The following is an 18,283-nucleotide window of genomic DNA, read 5'->3' as shown; positions in this document are numbered from 1 at the left end:
GCGCCCGAAGATCGGGCTCAGGTGGCGGGCAGAGCGGTCGCCAGCAGGACGATCCCCACGGACCCCACCAGGGAGATCACGGCCAGTGCCCGGGCGACACCAGGCCGCCGCCCCGTGGCCCACCCGTGCAGCGCGGCGGCGGCCATGACCACGCAGAACAGCAGCAGCTTGGCGGCGAGGGTCCGGCCGTAGCCGGGCTCGGCCAGCGACGCCCAGGTGACGCCCTTGTGGACGGCGATGGCGACCCCGGTGGCGAGTTGCACCGGCAGGAACACCGCGCCGGTGAACATGCCGAACCGCCTGCCGACCGCCCGCAGCACGTCCGCGCGCCGGTCGGTGTCGAGCATCCGGCGGGCCAGCGGCAGCACCACGAGCGACACCGTGAGCTGCCCGCCGACCCACAGGGCCGCCGACAGCACGTGCAGGAACCTGACGACCGACCACCACGTCATGGCGCGCTCACCTTGAAGATCCCGGAGGCGCCCGTCTCCGCTCTGCGCATGTGGTGGTCCACGAACGGATAGTGCCCGGCCTCGGGGAACACCAGCTCGGCGAAGCCGCCCTGCGCGGGCGCCAGGTCCAGCACCTGGGCGCCGCCCGGGTCGTCCTCCCGCAGCAGGTAGGCGCCCTCCTTGTAGACGGTGTCGAACGGGGCGCCCACCACGTGGAACGCGGTGCCCGTGCCCGGCCCGGCGGTCACCACCCAGATCCGGGCCCGCTCACCGGCTTCGGCGGTGAGCGGGGCGTGCCTGTAGCCCGCCACGGCGCCGTTGAACATCCAGCCGTCCGGGCGGCCCTCGGTGACCGCGGCGGCCCTGGCGTCCGGCGTGCCGAGGTAGAGCTCGCCCTGGACGAGCACGTACTCGCGGTCCACGGGCGGCAGGCCCGGCGGATCGATGATCACCGCGCCGTACATGCCGTTGGCGATGTGCTGGCTCATCGGCATCGTCGAGCAGTGGTAGAGCCACGCTCCGGCGTGGGCGGCGCGGAAGCGGTAGGTGAGCCGCTCCCCCGGGTCGATCGTGCGCATCGGCTCGTCGGGGGCGAGGGCGCCCGCGTGGAAGTCGACGCCGTGCCCCATCGCCCCGTCGTTGACGAACGTCACCACGAACAGGTCGCCCACCCGGCCGCGCAGGACCGGGCCGGGGAGCGTGCCGTTGAACGTCCACATCCGCTGCCGGACCCCGGGGGCCACGTCCAGGTCGGTCTCCTGCGCCCGGATCTCGACGTGGTGCTCGGCCCCGGAGGGCGCGGGTGCCAGGGCGGCCTCGAACGGCTTCCAGCCCGAGGGCATCGGCGCGGCCGGATCCAGCCGCGCGCCCGGGGTGTGCGCGTGGTCGCCGCCGGGCGGCGAGGACTGTGCGGAATGCGCTGCCGCCGCCGCGGTCGTGGGCACGATCCGCATGGTCATGCCCGCGGCCCGGTGCCCGGCGAGCGTGCACCAGCCGTCCACCGGCCCGGCGAGCGGGGCCAGCTTGAGCACGGCGCTCTCGCCGGGCGCCAGCTCCGGGGTGCGCTCTCCGGTGGACAGCCTCAGGTCGTGCCGCTGGGCGTCGGCGTTGACGACCTTCAGGGTCAGCACGGTGCCCGGCTCGGCCTCGATCACCCCGGGTTGCACGCGCATGCCCCTGAGCGTGACCTCCACCGTCCGCTCGGCGCCGGGCGCGACCCGCGTGCGCGCCGGGCCGCCCGCGCCGGACATCGCGCCCACCACGGCCAGCGCGGTCAGCAGGCACCCGATCAGCACGCCGACGTGGGCGGGCGACACCCGCGACCGGCGGCCGTCGCTCGGCGGGCCCGCGTCCGCTCCGCGCGCGGCCGGCCCCGTTCGGGCTGCTCCGGTCCCGGACGGGCCCGCGTCGGCGGCGCTCCTCCCGGCTGACACCGTGCTGGCGAGCGCGGTCACGGCCAGGACGACGAAGGCCGCCGCCGGGGCGAGGACGAGCGCCCAGCCGAGCAGGCGCAGCGGTCCGGGCACCGGCAGCGCCAGCAGCGGGACGCCGAGGTTGGTCGCCGCCAGCCGGTACGCCCAGCCGCGCTCGACCAGGGCGGCGTTGCGCTTGAACCGGGGCGGCCCGCCGCCGAGCACCGCCGGCAGCAGGTGCGTGAGCGAGCCGACCAGCACCTGGCCGGCGAACCCGGCGAGGATCAGCGGCAGCAGCGGCTCCAGCCCGGCCGCCACCCGCTCGACGGGACGCGTGGCGACCACGACCACCTCGGCCACGAGCGCGACCTCGAACCAGACCACGCCGGCCGCCAGCGTCCAGGACGCCGCCGTGTGCGGACGGCGCCGCCGCAGGGTCTCGACCGGCGGGGCCAGCGCCACGGCCACGGCCACGGCGTACGTCACGAGCCCGGCGACGGCGACCCAGCGCAGGCCGGGAAGGAGTCCGGCCACCGTCACCGCGAGCCCCGCCACCGACAGCCACAGCGCGGCGCGCGACCAGCGCCGGGTCAACTCGGAGATCCGCGTGCGCAGCACCGTCGGCCACAGCGTGAACAACGTGCCGAGCACGGTCAGCCCCACCCAGCCGAGCAGGTTCGCCTGGGCGTGCGCGGCCTGCGCCCGCTCGTGCAGGGCGCCGCCACCGGGCTGCGCCGCGAGCAGGCCGCCCAGCACGCCGCCCGCCACCAGCGCGCCAGCCGCGGCGAGGTACCAGCCGACGACATGACCGAACCGGCCGGGCAGCGCCCGCCTGACCATTCCGGCGAGCACGACCGCGTGCCAGGTCACGGCGGCCACGACCAGGGCGGCCCCGGCCGCCGCCACCGGCCACGGCCCCGCGGCCACGCCGTACAGCACGGCCACGGTCCCGGCGTTGAGGGCGCCGAGCCGGGCGACGCCGCCCCGCGGCTCCGGGGTCCGGGCGCGGAGCAGCACCGTGGCGAAGTGCTCGCTCCAGATGAGGATCGCGGTGCTGATCGCGCCGAGCAGGAAGACGTGGACCACCAGCCAGCGGGGCGCGGGCAGCTCGCCCTGGGCGAGCGCGGCCACGATGGTCAGGGCCAGCCAGGCGAGCACGACGGCGTTCGCCCGGACGTGCCACGAGGCACGGGAACGCGCGGGCGGGACGGGCGGCCGGTTCTCCGGTCTGGCTCCGATCATCACCTCGACGGGTGGCATCCAGCGCCTCACTTCCGGCCCGGCGAATCTCGTCCGGCCTGGCTTGGTCCGGCGGGCATGTGACAGCCCGCTCGTGGACGGAACGGCCACGACAGGCTAGGCCCCGCCTCCCGCCCCGCGCAGGGGCGCAAAGTCCGTGATCGGTGGGACCAAAGTCCTCGGTCGCCGCGGCTCGGGCCCGCCCGCCCCGAGGCGAAGGTACCCGTGCGGTGGGACCTTCGCCCCTACCCGGCCCCGGCCGGCAGCGGAGAGCGTGGGAAGGAGGAGAACCACGAGGAGGCCACGATGAAGGCACTCATCTATCACGGACCAGGGCGACGCTCCTGGGAAGAGGTTCCCGAGCCGCGGCTCACCGCGCCGACGGACGCGGTCGTTCGCGTGGACGCGGTCACCATCTGCGGAACCGACCTGCACATCCTCAAGGGCGACGTGCCGGCCGTGACCCCGGGCCGGATCCTCGGCCACGAGGCGGTCGGCACCGTGACGGCGACCGGCGACGCCGTCACCACCGTCAAGGAGGGCGACCGGGTGCTGGTCTCGTGCGTCTCGGCGTGCGGGCGCTGCCGCTACTGCCGCGAGAGCATGTACGGGCAGTGCCTGGGCGGCGGCGGCTGGATCCTGGGGCACCTGATCGACGGCACCCAGGCCGAGTACGTACGCGTGCCGTTCGCCGACACCTCGACCTACCTGCTGCCCGAAGGGGTGGAGGACGAGGCCGCGCTGATGCTGGCCGACATCCTGCCGACCGCCTACGAGGTCGGCGTGCTCAACGGCCGGGTGCGCCCCGGCGACACGGTCGTCGTCGTGGGCGCCGGCCCCATCGGCCTGGCCGCGATCGCCACCGCCCAGTTGTTCACGCCCAGCCACATCGTGGCCGTGGACCTCGCGCAGTCGCGGCTGGAGGCCGCCAAGCAGTTCGGCGCGGACGTGGTGGCCGGCGCCGGTGACGACGCGTCCGCCGCAGTGGCCGAGCTGACCGGCGGGCTGGGCGCCGACGTCGCCATCGAGGCGGTGGGCGTGCCCGAGACCTTCGAGCAGTGCACCCGGCTGATCCGGGCCGGCGGCCACGTCGCCAACGTCGGCGTGCACGGCGAGTCGGTGCCCCTGCGTCTGCAGGATCTGTGGATCCGCAATGTCACGATCACCACCGGCCTGGTCGACACCTACTCCACGCCGGCGCTGCTCGACATGATCACCGCCAGGCGGCTGGACCCGGGGAAGTTCGTCACGCACCGCTTCCCCCTGGACGAGATGTCCGCCGCCTATGACACCTTCTCCGACCCGGCGGCGACGGGAGCGCTCAAAGTCGTCCTGACCCGCTGACGCGCGTCAGGACGGGAGCTCTGGAGCCGGTGGCGCCTCCGGGGCGGGGGGCGCCGCCGGAGCCGGGGGCGGCACCGGAAGCGGAACCTGCACGTCCGCCGATCCGGCCGCCCCCACCGCCACGATGAGCACCGTGGCGGCGAGAATCGCCCTGCTGATCTTTCCGGTTGCCATGGTGATTCTCCTTCTCTGCCGACAGGTCGTCGTGGCAGCCAGACAAGCCGGGAGCCGGTTACGGGGCGGGAACGGCGGTGGTTACCCCGCTGTTACCGGGCGCGGGGCATCCTGGGGGATCGTGAGAGTGCTGGTGGTCGAGGACCACGAGGAGCTGGCCCTGACCGTGGCCACGGGGCTGCGCCGCGAGGGCATGGCCGTGGACGTGGCGCTGGACGGTGAGGCCGCGCTCGATCGCACGGCGGTCAACGACTACGACGTCGTCGTCCTCGACCGCGACCTGCCGGGCCTGCACGGTGACGACGTGTGCGGGGCGCTGACCAGGGCGGGCTACCCGGCGCGGGTGCTCATGCTCACCGCCGCCGCGACCATCGACGACAAGGTGACCGGGCTGGGCATGGGCGCCGACGACTACCTGCCCAAGCCGTTCGCGTTCGCCGAGCTGGTCGCCCGGATCCGGGCGCTGGCCAGGCGCTCACGGCCGGCCCTGCCTCCGGTGCTGGTCCACGGCGATCTGCGGCTCGACCCGGCCACCCGGATCGCCACCCGCGACGGGCAGCGGCTGCCGTTGAGCCCCAAGGAGTTCGCCGTGCTGGAGTTGCTGCTGTCCGCCCGGGGGGCCGTGGTCTCCGCCGAACAGCTCCTGGAACGGGGCTGGGACGAGTTCGCCGACCCGTTCACGCAGACCGTGAAGGTGACGGTCAGCCGGTTACGCCGCAAACTCGGCGACCCGCCGCTGATCGAGACGGTCCCCCAGGCCGGATACCGGATCTGATGGCCGCCCCGGTCAAGGAGTCTGCATGAGGTGGACGGTCCGGCTGCGGCTGACCCTGCTCTACAGCGGGCTGTTCCTGGTCGCCGGGGCGCTGCTGGTCGCCCTCATCTATCTCCTCGTCGAGCACTCCCCCTTCCCCGGCCCGCCGACCGCCCCCGACCCGCCCGACCCGCCCAGCCCGCTCAGCCCGCTCAGCCCGCCCGACGGGCTCGAACCTCCGGTCACGACGCCGGGGATCGAGGCGGAGCAGGCCGCGAGCCTGCGCCGGCTGCTGGTCAACTCCCTGATCGCCCTGGTGGTCATGGCCTTCGCGTCGATGCTCCTGGGCTGGCTGATGGCCGGGCGGGTGCTGCGGCCGCTGGGCGACATGACCGCCACCGTACGGCGCATCACGGCCGACCGGCTCGACCGGCGGCTGGCCGCGCCGGGGCCGGACGACGAGCTGAAGGAGCTGGCCGACACCTTCGACGAGCTGCTGGACCGGCTGGAGGCCGCGTTCACGGCGCAGCGGCGGTTCGTCGCCAACGCCTCCCACGAGCTGCGCACGCCGCTGACGTTGCAGCGGGCCATGGCCGAGGTCGCGCTCGGCGATCCGGAGGCCGACGCCGGAGCGCTGCGGGCCGTCCTGGAACGGCTGCTGGCCGCCGGGCGGCACCAGGAACGGCTGATCGAGGCGCTGCTCACCCTGGCCCGGAGCCAGCAGGGCCTCCAGCACCGGGAGCCCCTGGACCTGGCACTGATCACAGCGCAGGCCCTCGATCAACGAGAGCCCCCGCCCGAGGACCCGAACCAGGACCCGAACGTCGAGCGCGCACTCGGCCCCGCCCCCGCCTCGGGAGATCGCGCCCTGCTGGAGCGGCTGGTCTCGAACCTGCTGGACAACGCCGTGCGGCACAACGTGCCCGGCGGCTGGATCTCGGTGTCGACCGCCGTGCGGTCCGGCCGTCCCACTCTCAGGGTCGCCAACAGCGGCCCGGTGATCCCGCCCGACCGGGCCGGCACGCTCCTGCAGCCCTTCCAGCGCCTGGAAACGCGCCGCAGGGCCGACGGCGACGGTCTGGGGCTGGGCCTGTCGATCGTGGCCGCCATCGTCCAGGCCCACGACGGCGCTCTGAACGTCCGTCCTCTCCCGGAGGGCGGCCTTGAGGTGACCGTCACCCTGTGACCCGGGGGTCAGCCGCGGCGGCGGGCGCGGTAGGCGCTGGCCTTGGCGCGGTTCTGGCACGACAGCCCGCAGAACCTGCGCGAGGCGTTGCGGGTGACGTCGAAGAACACCAGGTCACAGCCGTCCGCCTGGCAGGACCGGAGCCGCGTCCCCTGCCCCACCCCGATCACCATGGCCAGGGCCGTGCCGGCGTCGGCCGCCCAGGCGTCGACCAGGCCGGCCTCCGGCCGATGGAAGCCCAGCTTGGGCGGATCGCCGTACAGGGTGGGGACCGCGCCGTGCCGTACCAGCGACTCGTTCAGGCCGGTGACCGGCGGCGGACCGTCGGCGAACAGCGGCCGGAGCTCGGCCGCCACCTCGGCCAGCCGGTCGGCGTCGTCGGCGGTCAGCGGCCCGGCGGGTGGGGGGAGGGCGGCGAGCAGGTGGCTGAGCCGGTCGGCGCCGTCCGCGGGCGGAGATACGGGACGGCCGTGGGCACGGTCCACGGCCAGTGTGTTCACCAGCAGCACGGCGATCTCCACCCACCGCCCGACATAACTGTCTATTTGAGATTGACCAGTGATGCGCCATGGGTCTATCGTCACCGTCGTACCTTATCTAGACAGTGAGGATCTCGACGACATGTCCACCTATCGCAAGCTTGCCCGTCACCTGTGGCACCACCTTGAGCCCGTCCACGCCGCGCTGTACTTCTCACCCCAGGGGTTCGAGGAGGCCGCGGCGCTCGGCTACGACGTGGAGTCACGCTGGCCGAGCTACTTCGCCTACCGCACCGCCCCGCTGGGGGCGGTGGGCTCACGCCTGGCCACCGCCACCTACTACAGCTTCGCGCCCGGAATGATCGCCGAGCACATTCCGGCGATCTGGGACACCGCCTCCCCCGAGCAGGTGCTGGCGGCCCGGTCGCGGGCGGTCGACCGGACCTATCGCGACCTGCTCGGGGAGAAGGTGGCGGCCCCCGAGGTGAGCGAGGCGGCCGAGCTCGCCAAGCGCGCCGCGGAGAGCGTGACCGTGGCGCACCGGCCGTTCGCCGCCGCCAACCTCGACCTGCCCTGGCCCGACGAGCCGCACCTGGCGCTCTGGCAGGCCGCCACCGTGCTGCGCGAGCACCGCGGCGACGGGCACCTGACGGCGCTGCTCGCCGCGGGGCTCGACCCGTGCGAGTCGCTGGTGTCGTTCGCCGCCGTCGGCGCCGCTCCCGTGGCGAGCTTCGCCGGACGCGAGTGGAGTGAGCAGGAGTGGGCGGCCGCCCGGGACCGGTTGGCCTCGCGCGGCCTGGTCGGCGCCGACGGCCAGGCCACACAGGCGGGCCGCGAGCTGCGCGACCAGGTGGAGCGGATGACCGACGAACTGGCCGCCGAGCCGTGGCGGAAGCTGGGCGAGGAGCGCGCGGAGCTGCTGGCGCGGCTCGTCCTGCCGTTCATGGGCGCGGTCTTCGAGGCGGGCCTGCTGCCGATGACCAGCACCCTCGGCATCGCCACCGTCAAGGCTCCCGACTGACGGGCGCCCGCCGGAAGGGAGGCGACGGCACCGCCACGGTCAGGCCTCGGCGAACGCGGTCAGTCGAAGCCGGGAGCGGGCTCCCACAGGCTGAGCTCGGTGCCCTGGTCGTCGACGCAGGCACAACTGCGTCCCGACTTGCTGTCCATCACCTCCCCGGTCGTGCCGCCCAGCTCGCGCACCTGCTTGACGGCGGCGCCGATGTCGTCGACGCGGTAGTAGAGGTTGGGCTGCGACGACGGCCCGGTCGAGGTGAGGCCCATCGGCACGGCGGTGTTGGTGACGTGCAGGGAGCTCTCGTGCTCGCGCCTGAACTCCCAGCCGAACAGCGCACCGTAGAAGGCGGCCGCGCGGTCGAGGTCCCGGACGGACAGCGTGTAGTAACCCAGCTGGACAACCATCGGCGAACCTCCGCAATAATCAGCGCTATCGTTAACGAGTCAGAGTATAACGAAAGCGGTTAAAGATTAACGCCAACATGAACGATGTGGACGCGACACTGGCCGCGCTCGCCGACCCCACCCGGCGCAAGGTGATCGACCTGCTGCGCGACGGGCCCCGGCCGGCCGGCGAGCTGGCCCAGGCCGTCCAGATGAGCCCGCCCGCGCTGAGCAGGCATCTCCGGGTGCTGAGGGCCGGCGGGCTGGTTCAGGCCGAGGCGGGCGGCGAGGACGCCCGCCTGCGGCTCTACACCCTGCGCCCCGAGCCGTTCACCGCCCTTCAGGCCTGGCTCGACCAGGTGCAGGCGTTCTGGGCCGAGCAGCTCGGCTCGTTCAAGGACCACGTGGAGCGCGGCCGGTGAGCTCCTCCGTGCGGGCCGGCGTCACGGTGCCGGTCGACCCCGCCACCGCGTTCCGGATCTTCACCGACGAGATCGACAGCTGGTACGTGCGCGGACCGCACAGCTGGGTCGACCCCGCCCGCGCGTCCGGCATCCGGTTCCAGGACGGCTACCTGCGCGAGCTGTGGTCCGACGGCGGTCACGTCGACACCGGCCGGATCCTCATCTGGGACCCGCCGCGTCGCCTCGTCTGGGCCGACCTGCTCAACCCGACCGGCCGGATGGAGATCGAGGTGGCCTTCGCGCCCGTCGGCGACGGCACCGAGGTGCTGCTGGAGCACCGCGGCCTCGACACGCTGCCGCCCGGCGTGGCCGGGCGGATCAGGCGCGGCTACTCGTGGAACATCGCGCTCGGATGGTACGCCCGCCAGTGGTCCTGAGCCTCGCTCAGCCCCGCCCGTACTTCTTGTGCACGGCCTGCTTGCTCACTCCGATGGCGTGGGCGATCTGCGCCCAGGGCAGCCCCGCCACCCGGGCCCGGCGCACCTGTACCGCTTCCATCCGCTCCAGCTCGCGGCGCAGCGCCGTGGTGGCCTCCAGAGCCCGCAGCGGATCGTCGTCCTGAGCCTGCCTCATGAGGGTCGCCAGGTCGTTCGTCATAGGTCAAAGGTAGTCCAGCAGCAGGGCGGCGATCTCCCTCGGACGTTCGAGGGCCGGCAGGTGCCCGGCCCAGCCGAGCTCCAGCAGCTCGGCCCGTGGCAGTCCGGCGGCGACGTGGCGGGCGCTGCGCTGGAAGTACGGCAGGTCGTGCGCGCCGCCGACGACCAGCGCGGGCGCCTCGACGGCGGCCAGGGTGTAGTCGGGCTCGAACTGCGACGGCTCCGGGTCGGCGGCCAGCTGCATGGCGAACGCGTGGGCCTGCATGGCCACCAGCCGCTCCCGGGTGGCCGCGTCGGCCTCGGGCCCGAGCCAGGTGCGGGCGTTGAGCTCGGCGGCGGCGGCCACGTCACCCGCCTCCAGCAGCCGGTTCTCCTCCGCCCCGAACTCCTTCAGGTCGGACGTCGCCGGCAGGTCCGAACCGGGGTTGAGCAGCACCAGCCGGCTGGCCAGACTCGACAGCTGCAGCGCGACCTGGCACCCGTAGGAGGAGCCGACCAGCGCCGCCCGGCGCACGCCCAGCAGGCGGAGCACCTCCCGCACGTCGCCCGCGTCACTGTACGGCTCCGCCGCCTCGTACGGGGTGCGGCCGAAGCCCCGGTAGTCGGCCCGGATGACCCGGAACCGCCCGGCCAGCGCCTCCCACTGGCCGTCCCACATGCCGGCGTCGGCCGCGCTCGACGCCAGCAGCACCACCGGATCGCCCGAGCCCGCCTCTTCGTACCAGATCGTCATCGGGACTCCACCGCCAGCCGGACGCCCAGGCCGATGAGGACGACGCCGGAGAACCGCTCCAGCCGTCTCCGCACCCGTGGCCTCGCCAGGAACGCCTTGGCCGCGCCGGCCGCCCAGACGAGCAGGCCGTACCAGAGCGTGTCGACCAGCACCCAGACGACGGCGAGCACGACCAGCGTCAGCGGAATGTTCTGCCCGGGCGGCACGAACTGCGGCAGGAAGGACATCGCGAACACCGCGGCTTTCGGGTTGGCCAGGCAGGTGCCGAGCCCGGTGAGGTAGGAGCGGCGCCACCCGTCGACGCCCGCGTCCGCCGGCTCGATCCGGGGCGCGCTCTGGCGGGACTGCCAGAGCGACTGCGCGCCCATCACCACCAGGACGACCGCGCCGGCGATCCGCATCACGTCGTAGGCCAGCTGCGAGGCCAGCACCATCGCGGACAGCCCGAAGGCGGCCGCCAGTGCCCATGCCAGGATGCCGGTCTCGTTGCCGAGCGTGGCCGCCATGCCGGAGCCCCTGCCCGCGCGGACGGTCTGGCGCAGGATGACCGCGGTGCTCACGCCCGGGGCCATGGCCACCAGGACGCAGGCCCCGATGAACGCTATGAGGTACATGACCGGAATGGTGGCAGAAGTCTGCCGCGATCACCCGTACATTTTCCCGAGCTCGGCGACCGTCTCCGCCATCGCCTCGCGCAGCTCGGGCGGCCCGAGCACCTCCACGCCGGCCCCCATGCGCAGCAGCAGCCAGCGGGCGTGGGTGACCGACTCGATCGGCACGGTCAGCGTGCGCCACCCCTCGGCGTCGGCCTCGCCGGCGGCGGCCAGAGCCGCGGCCACCACGTCGTTGCCCATGGTGTAGGCGAGCAGGCCGTCGCGGCCGGGGGCCAGCCTGATGACGGCTTCGGCGGTGTACATGCGCTCGCGGAACTCCTGGGAGTAGGAGCGCCAGAACCGGGCCAGGTCGAAGCCCTCGGGCCGGTCGAAGCGGCCGGGCAGCGTCTCGAGCGTCAGGACGCGCGAGACCCGGTAGGTGCGCGGGTTCTGTCCCTCGGGCGCGGCGACCAGATACCACGAGCCGCCCTTGAGGACCAGGCCGTAGGGGTGGACCACCCGCTCGACCTCCTTGCCGCCCCAGCGGCGGTAGGTCATCCGGAGCGGCCGCCGCTCCCACACCGCCTCGGAGACCTCGCCGAGGCGCGGCACGTCGTCGGCCTCGCGATACCAGCCCGGCACGTCCAGCAGGAACCGCTCGCGCAGCCGGGAGACGTGGGAGCGCGGCTCGGGCGGCAGCGCGGCCAGCAGCTTCAGCTCGGCGTTGGCCGCCACCTCGGCCAGCCCCAGCTCGGCGGCCGGGCCGGGCAGCGCGGCCAGGAACAGCGAGGACGCCTCCTCGGCCGTCAGCCCGTTGAGCCGGGTGCGGTAGCCGTCGAGCAGCCGGTAGCCGCCGGCCGGACCGCGGTCGGCGTAGACGGGCACCCCGGCCGCCGACAGCGCCTCCACGTCGCGGTAGACGGTGCGGACCGACACCTCCAGCTCCTCGGCCAGGTCGGGTGCCGTCATGCGGCCGCGCGTCTGCAGGAGCAGCAGGAGCGAGAGCAGGCGGCTGGCGCGCATGCCGCCATTGTAGGGATCCCGCGGTCAGCCGAACGGCCGGCGGTCACGGGGATTCGTCCGTCAGCCGAACGGCCGGCGACCGTGGGGATCCCTCGGTCAGCCGGCCGGCCGGCGGTGGCGCGCCGGTGGAACCCCGGCGCGCCACCTCAGGTCGTCAGCGGGCCGGGACCAGGGTGCGCTTTCTCGACGCGTAGATGTCGTCGATCAGCCGGTAGGAGCGGGCCTGCTCGGCGGTGAAGATGCGGTCGCGCTCAAGGTCGTGCCTGATCTCCAGCGTCGTGCGCCCGGTGTGCCGGGCCAGGATCTCCTCCTGCTGGTCGCGCATGCGCAGGATCTCGCGGGCGTGGATCTCCAGGTCGCTCGACTGGCCGCGCGCGCCCTCGGTGGCCGGCTGGTGGAGCAGCACCCGCGCGTGCGGCAGCGCGGCCCGCTTGCCCGGGGTGCCCGCCGCCAGCAGAACCGCCGCCGCCGAGGCGGCCTCCCCGATGCAGACGGTGTGGATCTCCGGCCGGACGAACTGCATCGTGTCGTAGATGGCGGCCATCGCGGTGAACGACCCGCCCGGCGAGTTGATGTAGATGTTGATGTCCTGGTCGGGGTCGATCGACTCCAGCGTGAGCAGCTGCGCCATCACGTCGTTGGCGGACGTGTCGTCGATCGGGGTGCCGAGGAAGATGACCCGGTCCTCGAACAGCTTGTTGTACGGGTTCATCTCCTTGATCCCGTAGGAGGTGCGCTCCGTGAAGGAGGGCAGCACGTAACGTCCGCTCATCTCAGTTGAGCCCTTCGGCGATGTGGTCGACGAAGCCGTACTCCAGCGCCTCCTGGGCGGTGAACCAGCGGTCGCGGTCGGAGTCGGCCTGGATGCGCTCCAGCGGCTGGCCGGTGTGATGGGCGATCAGCTCGGCCAGCCGGCGCTTGGTGTAGAGCAGATTCTCGGCCTGGATCTGGATGTCGGCCGCCGAGCCGCCGATGCCGCCGAGCGGCTGGTGCATGACGATCCGGGAGTTGGGCAGGGCGTAGCGCTTGCCCGGCGCGCCGGCGCACAGCAGCATCTGGCCCATGGAGGCGGCGAAGCCCATCGCCACCGTCGCCACGTCGCACGGGACGAACTGCATCATGTCGTACAGTGCCAGGCCGGCCGACACCGAACCGCCCGGCGAATTGATGTAAAGCGTTATGTCACGCTTGGGATCCTCGGCCGCGAGCAATAGCAGCTCGCCGCAGAGCCGGTTGCAAATGTCGTCGTCGACCTCCTGGCCGAGAACGAGGATTCGTTCCCTCATGAGCCGCTGACTGAGCTGGTCGGGCCACTGGGTGCGGGTGGTTTCGCTCACGGATCGCCTTTCTCCCGGACTATTTCTCCGACGCTAGACCCGGGCCGTACGCGTGACCCCGCCTTTTCGCTGGGGGCGCATTTCTCTAAAGGCGCATTCTTCCGTGAGCGAATAACCGTCGACAGGCGAAGACGAATGTGAGAAAGGCGCCCATCGAAAAGGGTGAGGGTCAGAGCGGCGGCTCGTCGCCCTGATCGTCGCCGGGAGAGCGGCCGGGGGTGCCCCCGCCACTGTCGGTGGGCGACGGCGTGGGGCTGGGCGAGGGCTGGCGCGGCTCCGGGCTGGCGGGGCTCGGCGGCGGCGACGGCTCGAAGTTGGTCGGCGGCAGCGGCCTGGGCATCGGGTCGGCGTCCTGCCGGCCCAGCAGCAGCAACAGCAGGATCGTCACGAGCAGGAGCACCAGCACGGCGAGCGCCAGCGCGGCGAACAGCACCCGCCGCGCGGTCTCGGTCAGCGGGCGCCGGCCCGGCGGCGGGGCGGGCAGCGCGGGCGAGCGGTCGGTCAGCCAGTAGGGGACGAAGTCGGGGCCGTGCGCCAGGCCGATGAACGTCCCGCCGACCATGACCGGCTCCAGGAACCACTCGGCTCCCGGCCGGCCCGGCACGTACGGCACCGCCACCCAGGGCGCCCGGCCGGTGTCCATGGCGAGCACCTGGGGCGCCCCGTCGAGCACGGCGGCCCGTGACCGGGTGGCCCGTTCGAGCCAGCCCCGCACGCCGCCGTGCGCGGTGGCCTCCCGGATCGCGGTGACGAACCGCTCGCGCGCCGCCGCGTCCAGCGCCGCCCCCCGGGTGAGCACCGCCAGCGAGACCGCGCGCCCGTCGGCCGCATGGGCGAGGTACACGAAGCCGGCCGAGCCGGTGTGCAGACGCGCCTGCACCAGGAAGGGCCCCAGCCGGGGCGGATCGCCGTACTGCAGCGGAACTGCCACGTTTGCCATGAAAGCACAGACGTGGCGTCGTGCACGTTTGCGGCACGTTTGGTGGAATGGGCGTCATGAGCGTCGCCGAAGAGTTGCCAGGCGGAACCGACGCGGCCGTGCTGCGTCAGACCCTCGACGAGGTCCGGCGGGTCATCGTCGGGCAGGACCACATGGTCGAGAGGCTGATCGTGGCCCTGCTCGCGCGCGGGCACTGCCTGCTGGAGGGAGTCCCGGGCGTCGCCAAGACCCTTGCCGCCTCCACCCTGGCCACCGTGGTGGGCGGCACGTTCGCCCGCATCCAGTTCACCCCCGACCTGGTGCCGAGCGACATCGTCGGCACCAGGGTGTTCCACCCGTCCAACGAGAAGTTCGACGTCGAGCTGGGCCCGGTGTTCGTGAACTTCCTGCTCGCCGACGAGATCAACCGCGCCCCGGCCAAGGTGCAGTCGGCGCTGCTGGAGGTCATGGCCGAGCGCCAGGTCACGCTGGCGGGCGTGACGCACGAGCTGCCCAGGCCGTTCATCGTGCTGGCCACCCAGAACCCGATCGAGTCCGAGGGCGTCTACCCGCTGCCCGAGGTGCAGCGCGACCGGTTCCTGTTCCGCGTCCGGGTGCCGCATCCCAGCGCCCACGAGGAGCTGGAGATCCTGCACCGGATGAGCGTCACCCCGCCCTCGCCGGAGCGGGTGCTCGACCCGCAGCGGCTGATGGCCCTGCAGGAGGCCGCCGAGCAGGTCTCGATCCACCAGCTGGTCGCCGACTACGTGGTGCGGCTGGTGATGTCCACCCGGGCCCCGGCCGAGTACGGCGTGCCCGACCTGGCCGAGACCATCGAGATCGGCGTCAGCCCGCGCGCGACGCTCGGCCTGGTCGCCGCCGGGCGGGCGCTGGCGCTGCTGCGCGGCCGCGACTACCTGCTGCCCGACGACGTACGGGACGTGGCCGTCGACGTGATGGGGCACCGTCTGATGCTCACCTTCGACGCGCTGGCCGACGGCGTCGATCCCGAGCAGGTCGTCCGGCAGATCCTGCAGGCCGTGCCGCCGCCTCTCGTCGTCTGGAACCAGAGCCGTTGACGGCCACCGCGGAGCAGGCGCTGCGCCGGCTGGAGCTGCTGGTCACCAGGAAGCTGGACGGCCTGCTGCACGGCGCGCACCAGGGGTTGCTGCCCGGGACGGGCAGCGAGTCGGGCGACAGCCGCGTGTACGTGCCGGGCGAGGACGACGTGCGCCGGATGGACTGGGCGGTGACCGCGCGCACGACCGTGCCGCACGTGCGGGATCTGATCGCCGACCGGGAGCTGGAGACGTGGGCGCTGGCGGACCTGTCGCCGAGCATGGACTTCGGCACCGCCGACACCGACAAGCGCGATCTGGTGGTGTCGGCGGTCGGCGCGATCGGGTTCCTGTCCAGCCGGATGGCCGACCGGTTCGGCGCGCTGGTGATCCACGACGAGTTCCTGCACCGGATGCCCGCGCGCACCGGCCGTCCCGCGCTGTACGGGCTGCTCCACTCGTTGATGGACGCGCCGCGCGGCCGGCCCGTGCCCGACCCTCCCGACCTGGCCGAGGGCATCGAGGTGCTGGCGGCGACCCGGCGCAGGCGCGGCATGCGGGTGATCGTGTCGGACTTCCTCGACGCCCGGCCGGAGCTCGACCCCGACGCCGAACGCCCGTGGGAGCGGCCGATCCGCCGGCTCGCGTCCCGCCACCAGGTGCTGGCGGTCGAGGTGATCGACCCCCGCGAGCTCGAACTGCCGGACGTTGGCCGGGTCGCGTTCGCCGACCCCGAGACCGGGAAAGTACGCGAAGTGCATCTTTCGCCCAAAGTCCGCCGTGACTACGCCGAGGCGGCCGCCCTGCAGCGGGAGGGCACCAGGGCCGCGCTGCGCCGGGCCGGCGTGGCGCACCTCGTGCTGCGCACCGACCGGGACTGGGTGTTCGATGTGGCACAGTTCGTGCTACGCCAGCGCCGCATCGGCCACCTCGCCCGCCGGAGGGTGACGTGACCGAGGGCGCCGAGGCGACCACCGGACCCGGCGACGTGGCCACGAAGGAGGCGTCATGACGTTCCTCGCCCCCGCCTGGCTGTGGTTGTTCCTCCTGCTGGCCCTGCTGATCGCGGGCTACGTGGCCGCGCAGCTGGCGCGGCGCCGCTACACCGTCCGCTTCACCAACCTGGCCCTGCTCGACCTGGTCGCCCCCGCCGGGCCCGGCTGGCGGCGGCACGTGGCCCCGCTGCTGTTCCTGGCCATGATGTCGCTGCTGGTCATCGGCGCGGCCAAACCCGCCGACCAGGTCAAGGTGCCGCGCGACCGCGCCACCATCATGGTCGCGCTGGACGTGTCGCTGTCGATGGACGCCGACGACGTCCAGCCCGATCGCATCACCGCCGCCAAGGCCGCCGCCCAGGCGTTCGTCAGCGAGCTGCCCGACCGGTTCAACGTGGGCGTGGTCTCCTTCGCCCGCTCGGCCAACGTCGTCATCTCCCCCACGACCGACCACCAGGCCGTGGTCACCGCCATCGGCAACCTGTCGACCCGCCCCGGCACCGCGATCGGCGAGGCGGTGTTCAACGCGCTCGACTCGGTGCGCTCCTTCGACCAGGACGCCGCCACCGACCCGCCGCCCGCGGCGATCGTGCTGCTGTCCGACGGCGACAACACCTCCGGCCGCTCGGTCAACGAGGCCATCGACGCCGCAAAGCAGGCGGCGGTGCCGGTCTCCACGATCGCGTACGGCACGCAGGAGGGCACGGTCTCCATCGACGGCCGCCCGGTCAACGTGCCGGTCAACAAGCAGACCCTGCAGTCGCTGTCCGACGGCACCAGCGGCCGGGCCTACTCGGCGGAGTCCGGCAACGAGCTGCGCGACGTCTACGAGCAGATCGGCACCTCGCTCGGTTTCAAGCTGGTCGACCAGGAGATCACCCAGTGGTTCATCGTGGCCGCGATCCTGTGCGGGCTGCTGGTGGCCGGTGCCGCGGTCCTGTTCGGTGCCCGGATCCCGTAACGTTGCGGCCCGTGGCCCACTACTTCTCCGAGCGACCGGGGGCGTCGAGCCGGCCGGGCGTCGTCGACCTCGTGCTGCCCGACCTGCACCTTCGGCTGGAGACCGACAGGGGCGTGTTCAGCCCCGACCGGATCGACCTCGGCACCCGCGTCCTGCTGGAGACGGTCCCGCCGCCGCCCGCCGAGGGCGACCTGCTCGACCTCGGCTGCGGCTACGGCCCGATCGCGCTCACCATGGCCTCGCGCGCCCCGGAGGCGACCGTGTGGGCCGTCGACGTCAACCGGCGCAGCGTGGAGCTCACGGAGCGCAACGCCCAGGCCGCGGGCCTTTACAAAGTAAGAGCGATGCACGCCGACGAGGTCCCCGACGAGGTGACGTTCGACGCCATCTGGTCCAACCCGGCCATCCGCATCGGCAAGCCGGCGCTGCACGAGATGCTCACCCGCTGGCTGACGCGGCTGGCGCCCGGCGGGGTCGCCTACCTGGTCGTGCAGAAACACCTCGGCTCCGACTCCCTGCAGCGCTGGCTCGGCGAGCAGGGCTGGCAAGCCTCCCGCGAGGCCTCCCGGGCCGCCTACCGGATTCTGAGAGTGAAGCGATGAGACGGCAGCTGCGCCCCACCGATGTCAAGCGCCTCAACCGCACCTGGCGCCGCCAGACCGGCAACCGGCTGGCCCTGATCCTGGAGTCGGTGACCGGCCCCTTCAACGTGGGCTCGATCTTCCGCACCGCCGCCGCCTTCGGCGTCGACCAGATCTGGCTGGCCGGCAACGCCACCCCGCCGACCAATCCCAAGGCGGGCAAGACCGCGCTCGGCACCGAACGCCTGGTCACCTGGCACGAAGCGGTGCCCGCCGGCGAGGCGGTCAAGGCCGCCAAGGCCGACGGCTACACCGTGCTGGCCATCGAGCTGACCTCCGAGGCGGTGCCGCTGCACCGGGCCGACCTCGGCCGTGACGTGTGCCTGGTGGTCGGCAGCGAGGACCACGGCTGCTCACCGGCCCTGCTCGACGCGGCCGACGGGGTCTGTTACATCCCCCAGGTCGGACGGGTCGGCTCGTTCAACGTCTCGGTGGCCGCCGCGATCGCGCTGGCCGAGGCCCGACGCCAGGAATGGCAGAATCTCCCCGATTCGTAACCTCATCGTGCATCCACGAAAGGCA

The 18,283-nt window shown here is 73.2% G+C and carries 23 protein-coding genes; 11 read left to right on the top strand and 12 right to left on the bottom strand.

What is annotated here, in order from left to right; all coding sequences use genetic code 11:
• Positions 1-17: 17 nt before the first annotated feature.
• On the bottom strand, positions 18-452 hold the full coding sequence (locus AC5L3X_RS17755; protein WP_189127575.1) for a hypothetical protein: 435 nt from the start codon (positions 450-452) through the stop codon (positions 18-20).
• Positions 449-3,124, bottom strand: a complete 2,676-nt coding sequence (locus AC5L3X_RS17750; RefSeq protein ID WP_494858086.1) for a multicopper oxidase domain-containing protein — start codon at positions 3,122-3,124, stop codon at positions 449-451. The genes AC5L3X_RS17755 and AC5L3X_RS17750 overlap by 4 nt, the downstream gene beginning before the upstream one ends.
• A gap of 285 nt (positions 3,125-3,409) precedes the next feature.
• Here AC5L3X_RS17750 and AC5L3X_RS17745 point away from each other — a divergent pair, with 285 nt between their 5' ends.
• Positions 3,410-4,447 (top strand): zinc-dependent alcohol dehydrogenase family protein, encoded by a 1,038-nt coding sequence (locus AC5L3X_RS17745; RefSeq protein WP_494858085.1) that lies wholly within the window; start codon positions 3,410-3,412, stop codon positions 4,445-4,447.
• A 6-nt stretch (positions 4,448-4,453) separates the two neighbouring features.
• On the opposite strand, the gene AC5L3X_RS17740 is transcribed toward AC5L3X_RS17745, so the two are convergent.
• A complete protein-coding gene (locus AC5L3X_RS17740) occupies positions 4,454-4,621 on the bottom strand; it encodes a hypothetical protein (protein ID WP_494858083.1) in 168 nt (55 codons plus the stop codon).
• A 121-nt stretch (positions 4,622-4,742) separates the two neighbouring features.
• Here AC5L3X_RS17740 and AC5L3X_RS17735 point away from each other — a divergent pair, with 121 nt between their 5' ends.
• Both AC5L3X_RS17735 and AC5L3X_RS17730 read left to right on the top strand, forming a co-directional pair.
• Positions 4,743-5,396, top strand: coding sequence for a response regulator transcription factor (locus AC5L3X_RS17735; protein WP_494858081.1), 654 nt, complete (start codon positions 4,743-4,745; stop codon positions 5,394-5,396).
• Between the two features lie 25 nt (positions 5,397-5,421).
• Positions 5,422-6,561, top strand: coding sequence for a sensor histidine kinase (locus tag AC5L3X_RS17730; protein WP_494858080.1), 1,140 nt, complete (start codon positions 5,422-5,424; stop codon positions 6,559-6,561).
• Between the two features lie 8 nt (positions 6,562-6,569).
• On the opposite strand, the gene AC5L3X_RS17725 is transcribed toward AC5L3X_RS17730, so the two are convergent.
• Entirely contained in the window at positions 6,570-7,070 is a 501-nt protein-coding gene (locus AC5L3X_RS17725; RefSeq protein ID WP_494858078.1) for a CGNR zinc finger domain-containing protein, read from the bottom strand.
• A 112-nt stretch (positions 7,071-7,182) separates the two neighbouring features.
• Here AC5L3X_RS17725 and AC5L3X_RS17720 point away from each other — a divergent pair, with 112 nt between their 5' ends.
• The gene (locus AC5L3X_RS17720; RefSeq protein ID WP_494858076.1) at positions 7,183-8,061 is read left to right on the top strand and encodes an SCO6745 family protein; all 879 of its coding nucleotides are present in this window, start codon (positions 7,183-7,185) and stop codon (positions 8,059-8,061) included.
• A gap of 59 nt (positions 8,062-8,120) precedes the next feature.
• Here the strand turns inward: AC5L3X_RS17720 and AC5L3X_RS17715 are convergent, their stop codons facing one another.
• Positions 8,121-8,462, bottom strand: a complete 342-nt coding sequence (locus tag AC5L3X_RS17715; protein WP_494858074.1) for a VOC family protein — start codon at positions 8,460-8,462, stop codon at positions 8,121-8,123.
• Positions 8,463-8,539: 77 nt separating this feature from the next.
• On the opposite strand from AC5L3X_RS17715, the gene AC5L3X_RS17710 reads away from it, so the two are divergent.
• Positions 8,540-8,863 (top strand): ArsR/SmtB family transcription factor, encoded by a 324-nt coding sequence (locus AC5L3X_RS17710; protein WP_358462042.1) that lies wholly within the window; start codon positions 8,540-8,542, stop codon positions 8,861-8,863.
• Positions 8,860-9,282, top strand: coding sequence for an SRPBCC domain-containing protein (locus AC5L3X_RS17705; protein ID WP_494858073.1), 423 nt, complete (start codon positions 8,860-8,862; stop codon positions 9,280-9,282). Before AC5L3X_RS17710 ends, AC5L3X_RS17705 begins: the two co-directional genes overlap by 4 nt.
• A gap of 7 nt (positions 9,283-9,289) precedes the next feature.
• Here AC5L3X_RS17705 and AC5L3X_RS17700 read toward each other — a convergent pair whose 3' ends face one another.
• The 7 genes from AC5L3X_RS17700 to AC5L3X_RS17670 all read right to left on the bottom strand — a co-directional run bounded on the left by AC5L3X_RS17700 (position 9,290) and on the right by AC5L3X_RS17670 (position 14,127).
• Complete coding sequence (locus AC5L3X_RS17700) at positions 9,290-9,502, bottom strand: hypothetical protein (RefSeq protein WP_189127566.1); 213 nt, start codon at positions 9,500-9,502, stop codon at positions 9,290-9,292.
• 3 nt (positions 9,503-9,505) lie between these two features.
• Positions 9,506-10,234 carry an alpha/beta fold hydrolase gene (locus tag AC5L3X_RS17695; RefSeq protein ID WP_494858071.1) on the bottom strand — a complete coding sequence of 243 codons (729 nt, stop codon included), beginning with the start codon at positions 10,232-10,234 and terminating at the stop codon, positions 9,506-9,508.
• Positions 10,231-10,848, bottom strand: coding sequence for a LysE family translocator (locus tag AC5L3X_RS17690; RefSeq protein ID WP_494858070.1), 618 nt, complete (start codon positions 10,846-10,848; stop codon positions 10,231-10,233). The genes AC5L3X_RS17695 and AC5L3X_RS17690 overlap by 4 nt, the downstream gene beginning before the upstream one ends.
• Before the next feature lie 30 nt (positions 10,849-10,878).
• A complete protein-coding gene (locus tag AC5L3X_RS17685) occupies positions 10,879-11,850 on the bottom strand; it encodes a helix-turn-helix transcriptional regulator (protein WP_494858069.1) in 972 nt (323 codons plus the stop codon).
• Between the two features lie 154 nt (positions 11,851-12,004).
• The gene (locus AC5L3X_RS17680; RefSeq protein WP_189127562.1) at positions 12,005-12,622 is read right to left on the bottom strand and encodes an ATP-dependent Clp protease proteolytic subunit; all 618 of its coding nucleotides are present in this window, start codon (positions 12,620-12,622) and stop codon (positions 12,005-12,007) included.
• A 1-nt stretch (position 12,623) separates the two neighbouring features.
• The gene (locus AC5L3X_RS17675) at positions 12,624-13,136 is read right to left on the bottom strand and encodes a ClpP family protease (protein WP_494858208.1); all 513 of its coding nucleotides are present in this window, start codon (positions 13,134-13,136) and stop codon (positions 12,624-12,626) included.
• 220 nt (positions 13,137-13,356) lie between these two features.
• Complete coding sequence (locus tag AC5L3X_RS17670) at positions 13,357-14,127, bottom strand: hypothetical protein (protein WP_494858068.1); 771 nt, start codon at positions 14,125-14,127, stop codon at positions 13,357-13,359.
• Positions 14,128-14,183: 56 nt separating this feature from the next.
• On the opposite strand from AC5L3X_RS17670, the gene AC5L3X_RS17665 reads away from it, so the two are divergent.
• Genes AC5L3X_RS17665 through AC5L3X_RS17645 form a run of 5 tightly spaced genes read left to right on the top strand, consistent with a single transcriptional unit; the run spans position 14,184 to position 18,258 of the window.
• A complete protein-coding gene (locus AC5L3X_RS17665; RefSeq protein ID WP_494858066.1) occupies positions 14,184-15,185 on the top strand; it encodes an AAA family ATPase in 1,002 nt (333 codons plus the stop codon).
• On the top strand, positions 15,182-16,117 hold the full coding sequence (locus AC5L3X_RS17660) for a DUF58 domain-containing protein (RefSeq protein ID WP_225263665.1): 936 nt from the start codon (positions 15,182-15,184) through the stop codon (positions 16,115-16,117). The genes AC5L3X_RS17665 and AC5L3X_RS17660 overlap by 4 nt, the downstream gene beginning before the upstream one ends.
• Positions 16,118-16,172: 55 nt before the next feature.
• A complete protein-coding gene (locus tag AC5L3X_RS17655) occupies positions 16,173-17,120 on the top strand; it encodes a VWA domain-containing protein (RefSeq protein WP_494858064.1) in 948 nt (315 codons plus the stop codon).
• Positions 17,121-17,131: 11 nt separating this feature from the next.
• Complete coding sequence (locus tag AC5L3X_RS17650) at positions 17,132-17,722, top strand: class I SAM-dependent methyltransferase (protein WP_494858062.1); 591 nt, start codon at positions 17,132-17,134, stop codon at positions 17,720-17,722.
• The gene (locus tag AC5L3X_RS17645; RefSeq protein WP_189127556.1) at positions 17,719-18,258 is read left to right on the top strand and encodes a TrmH family RNA methyltransferase; all 540 of its coding nucleotides are present in this window, start codon (positions 17,719-17,721) and stop codon (positions 18,256-18,258) included. Before AC5L3X_RS17650 ends, AC5L3X_RS17645 begins: the two co-directional genes overlap by 4 nt.
• Positions 18,259-18,283: the final 25 nt, after the last annotated feature.

It is taken from the genome of Nonomuraea sp. CX421, assembly GCF_059358955.1.
The sequence above is the reverse complement of the archived record's forward strand: the minus strand, read 5'-3'. Positions and strand labels throughout refer to the sequence as shown.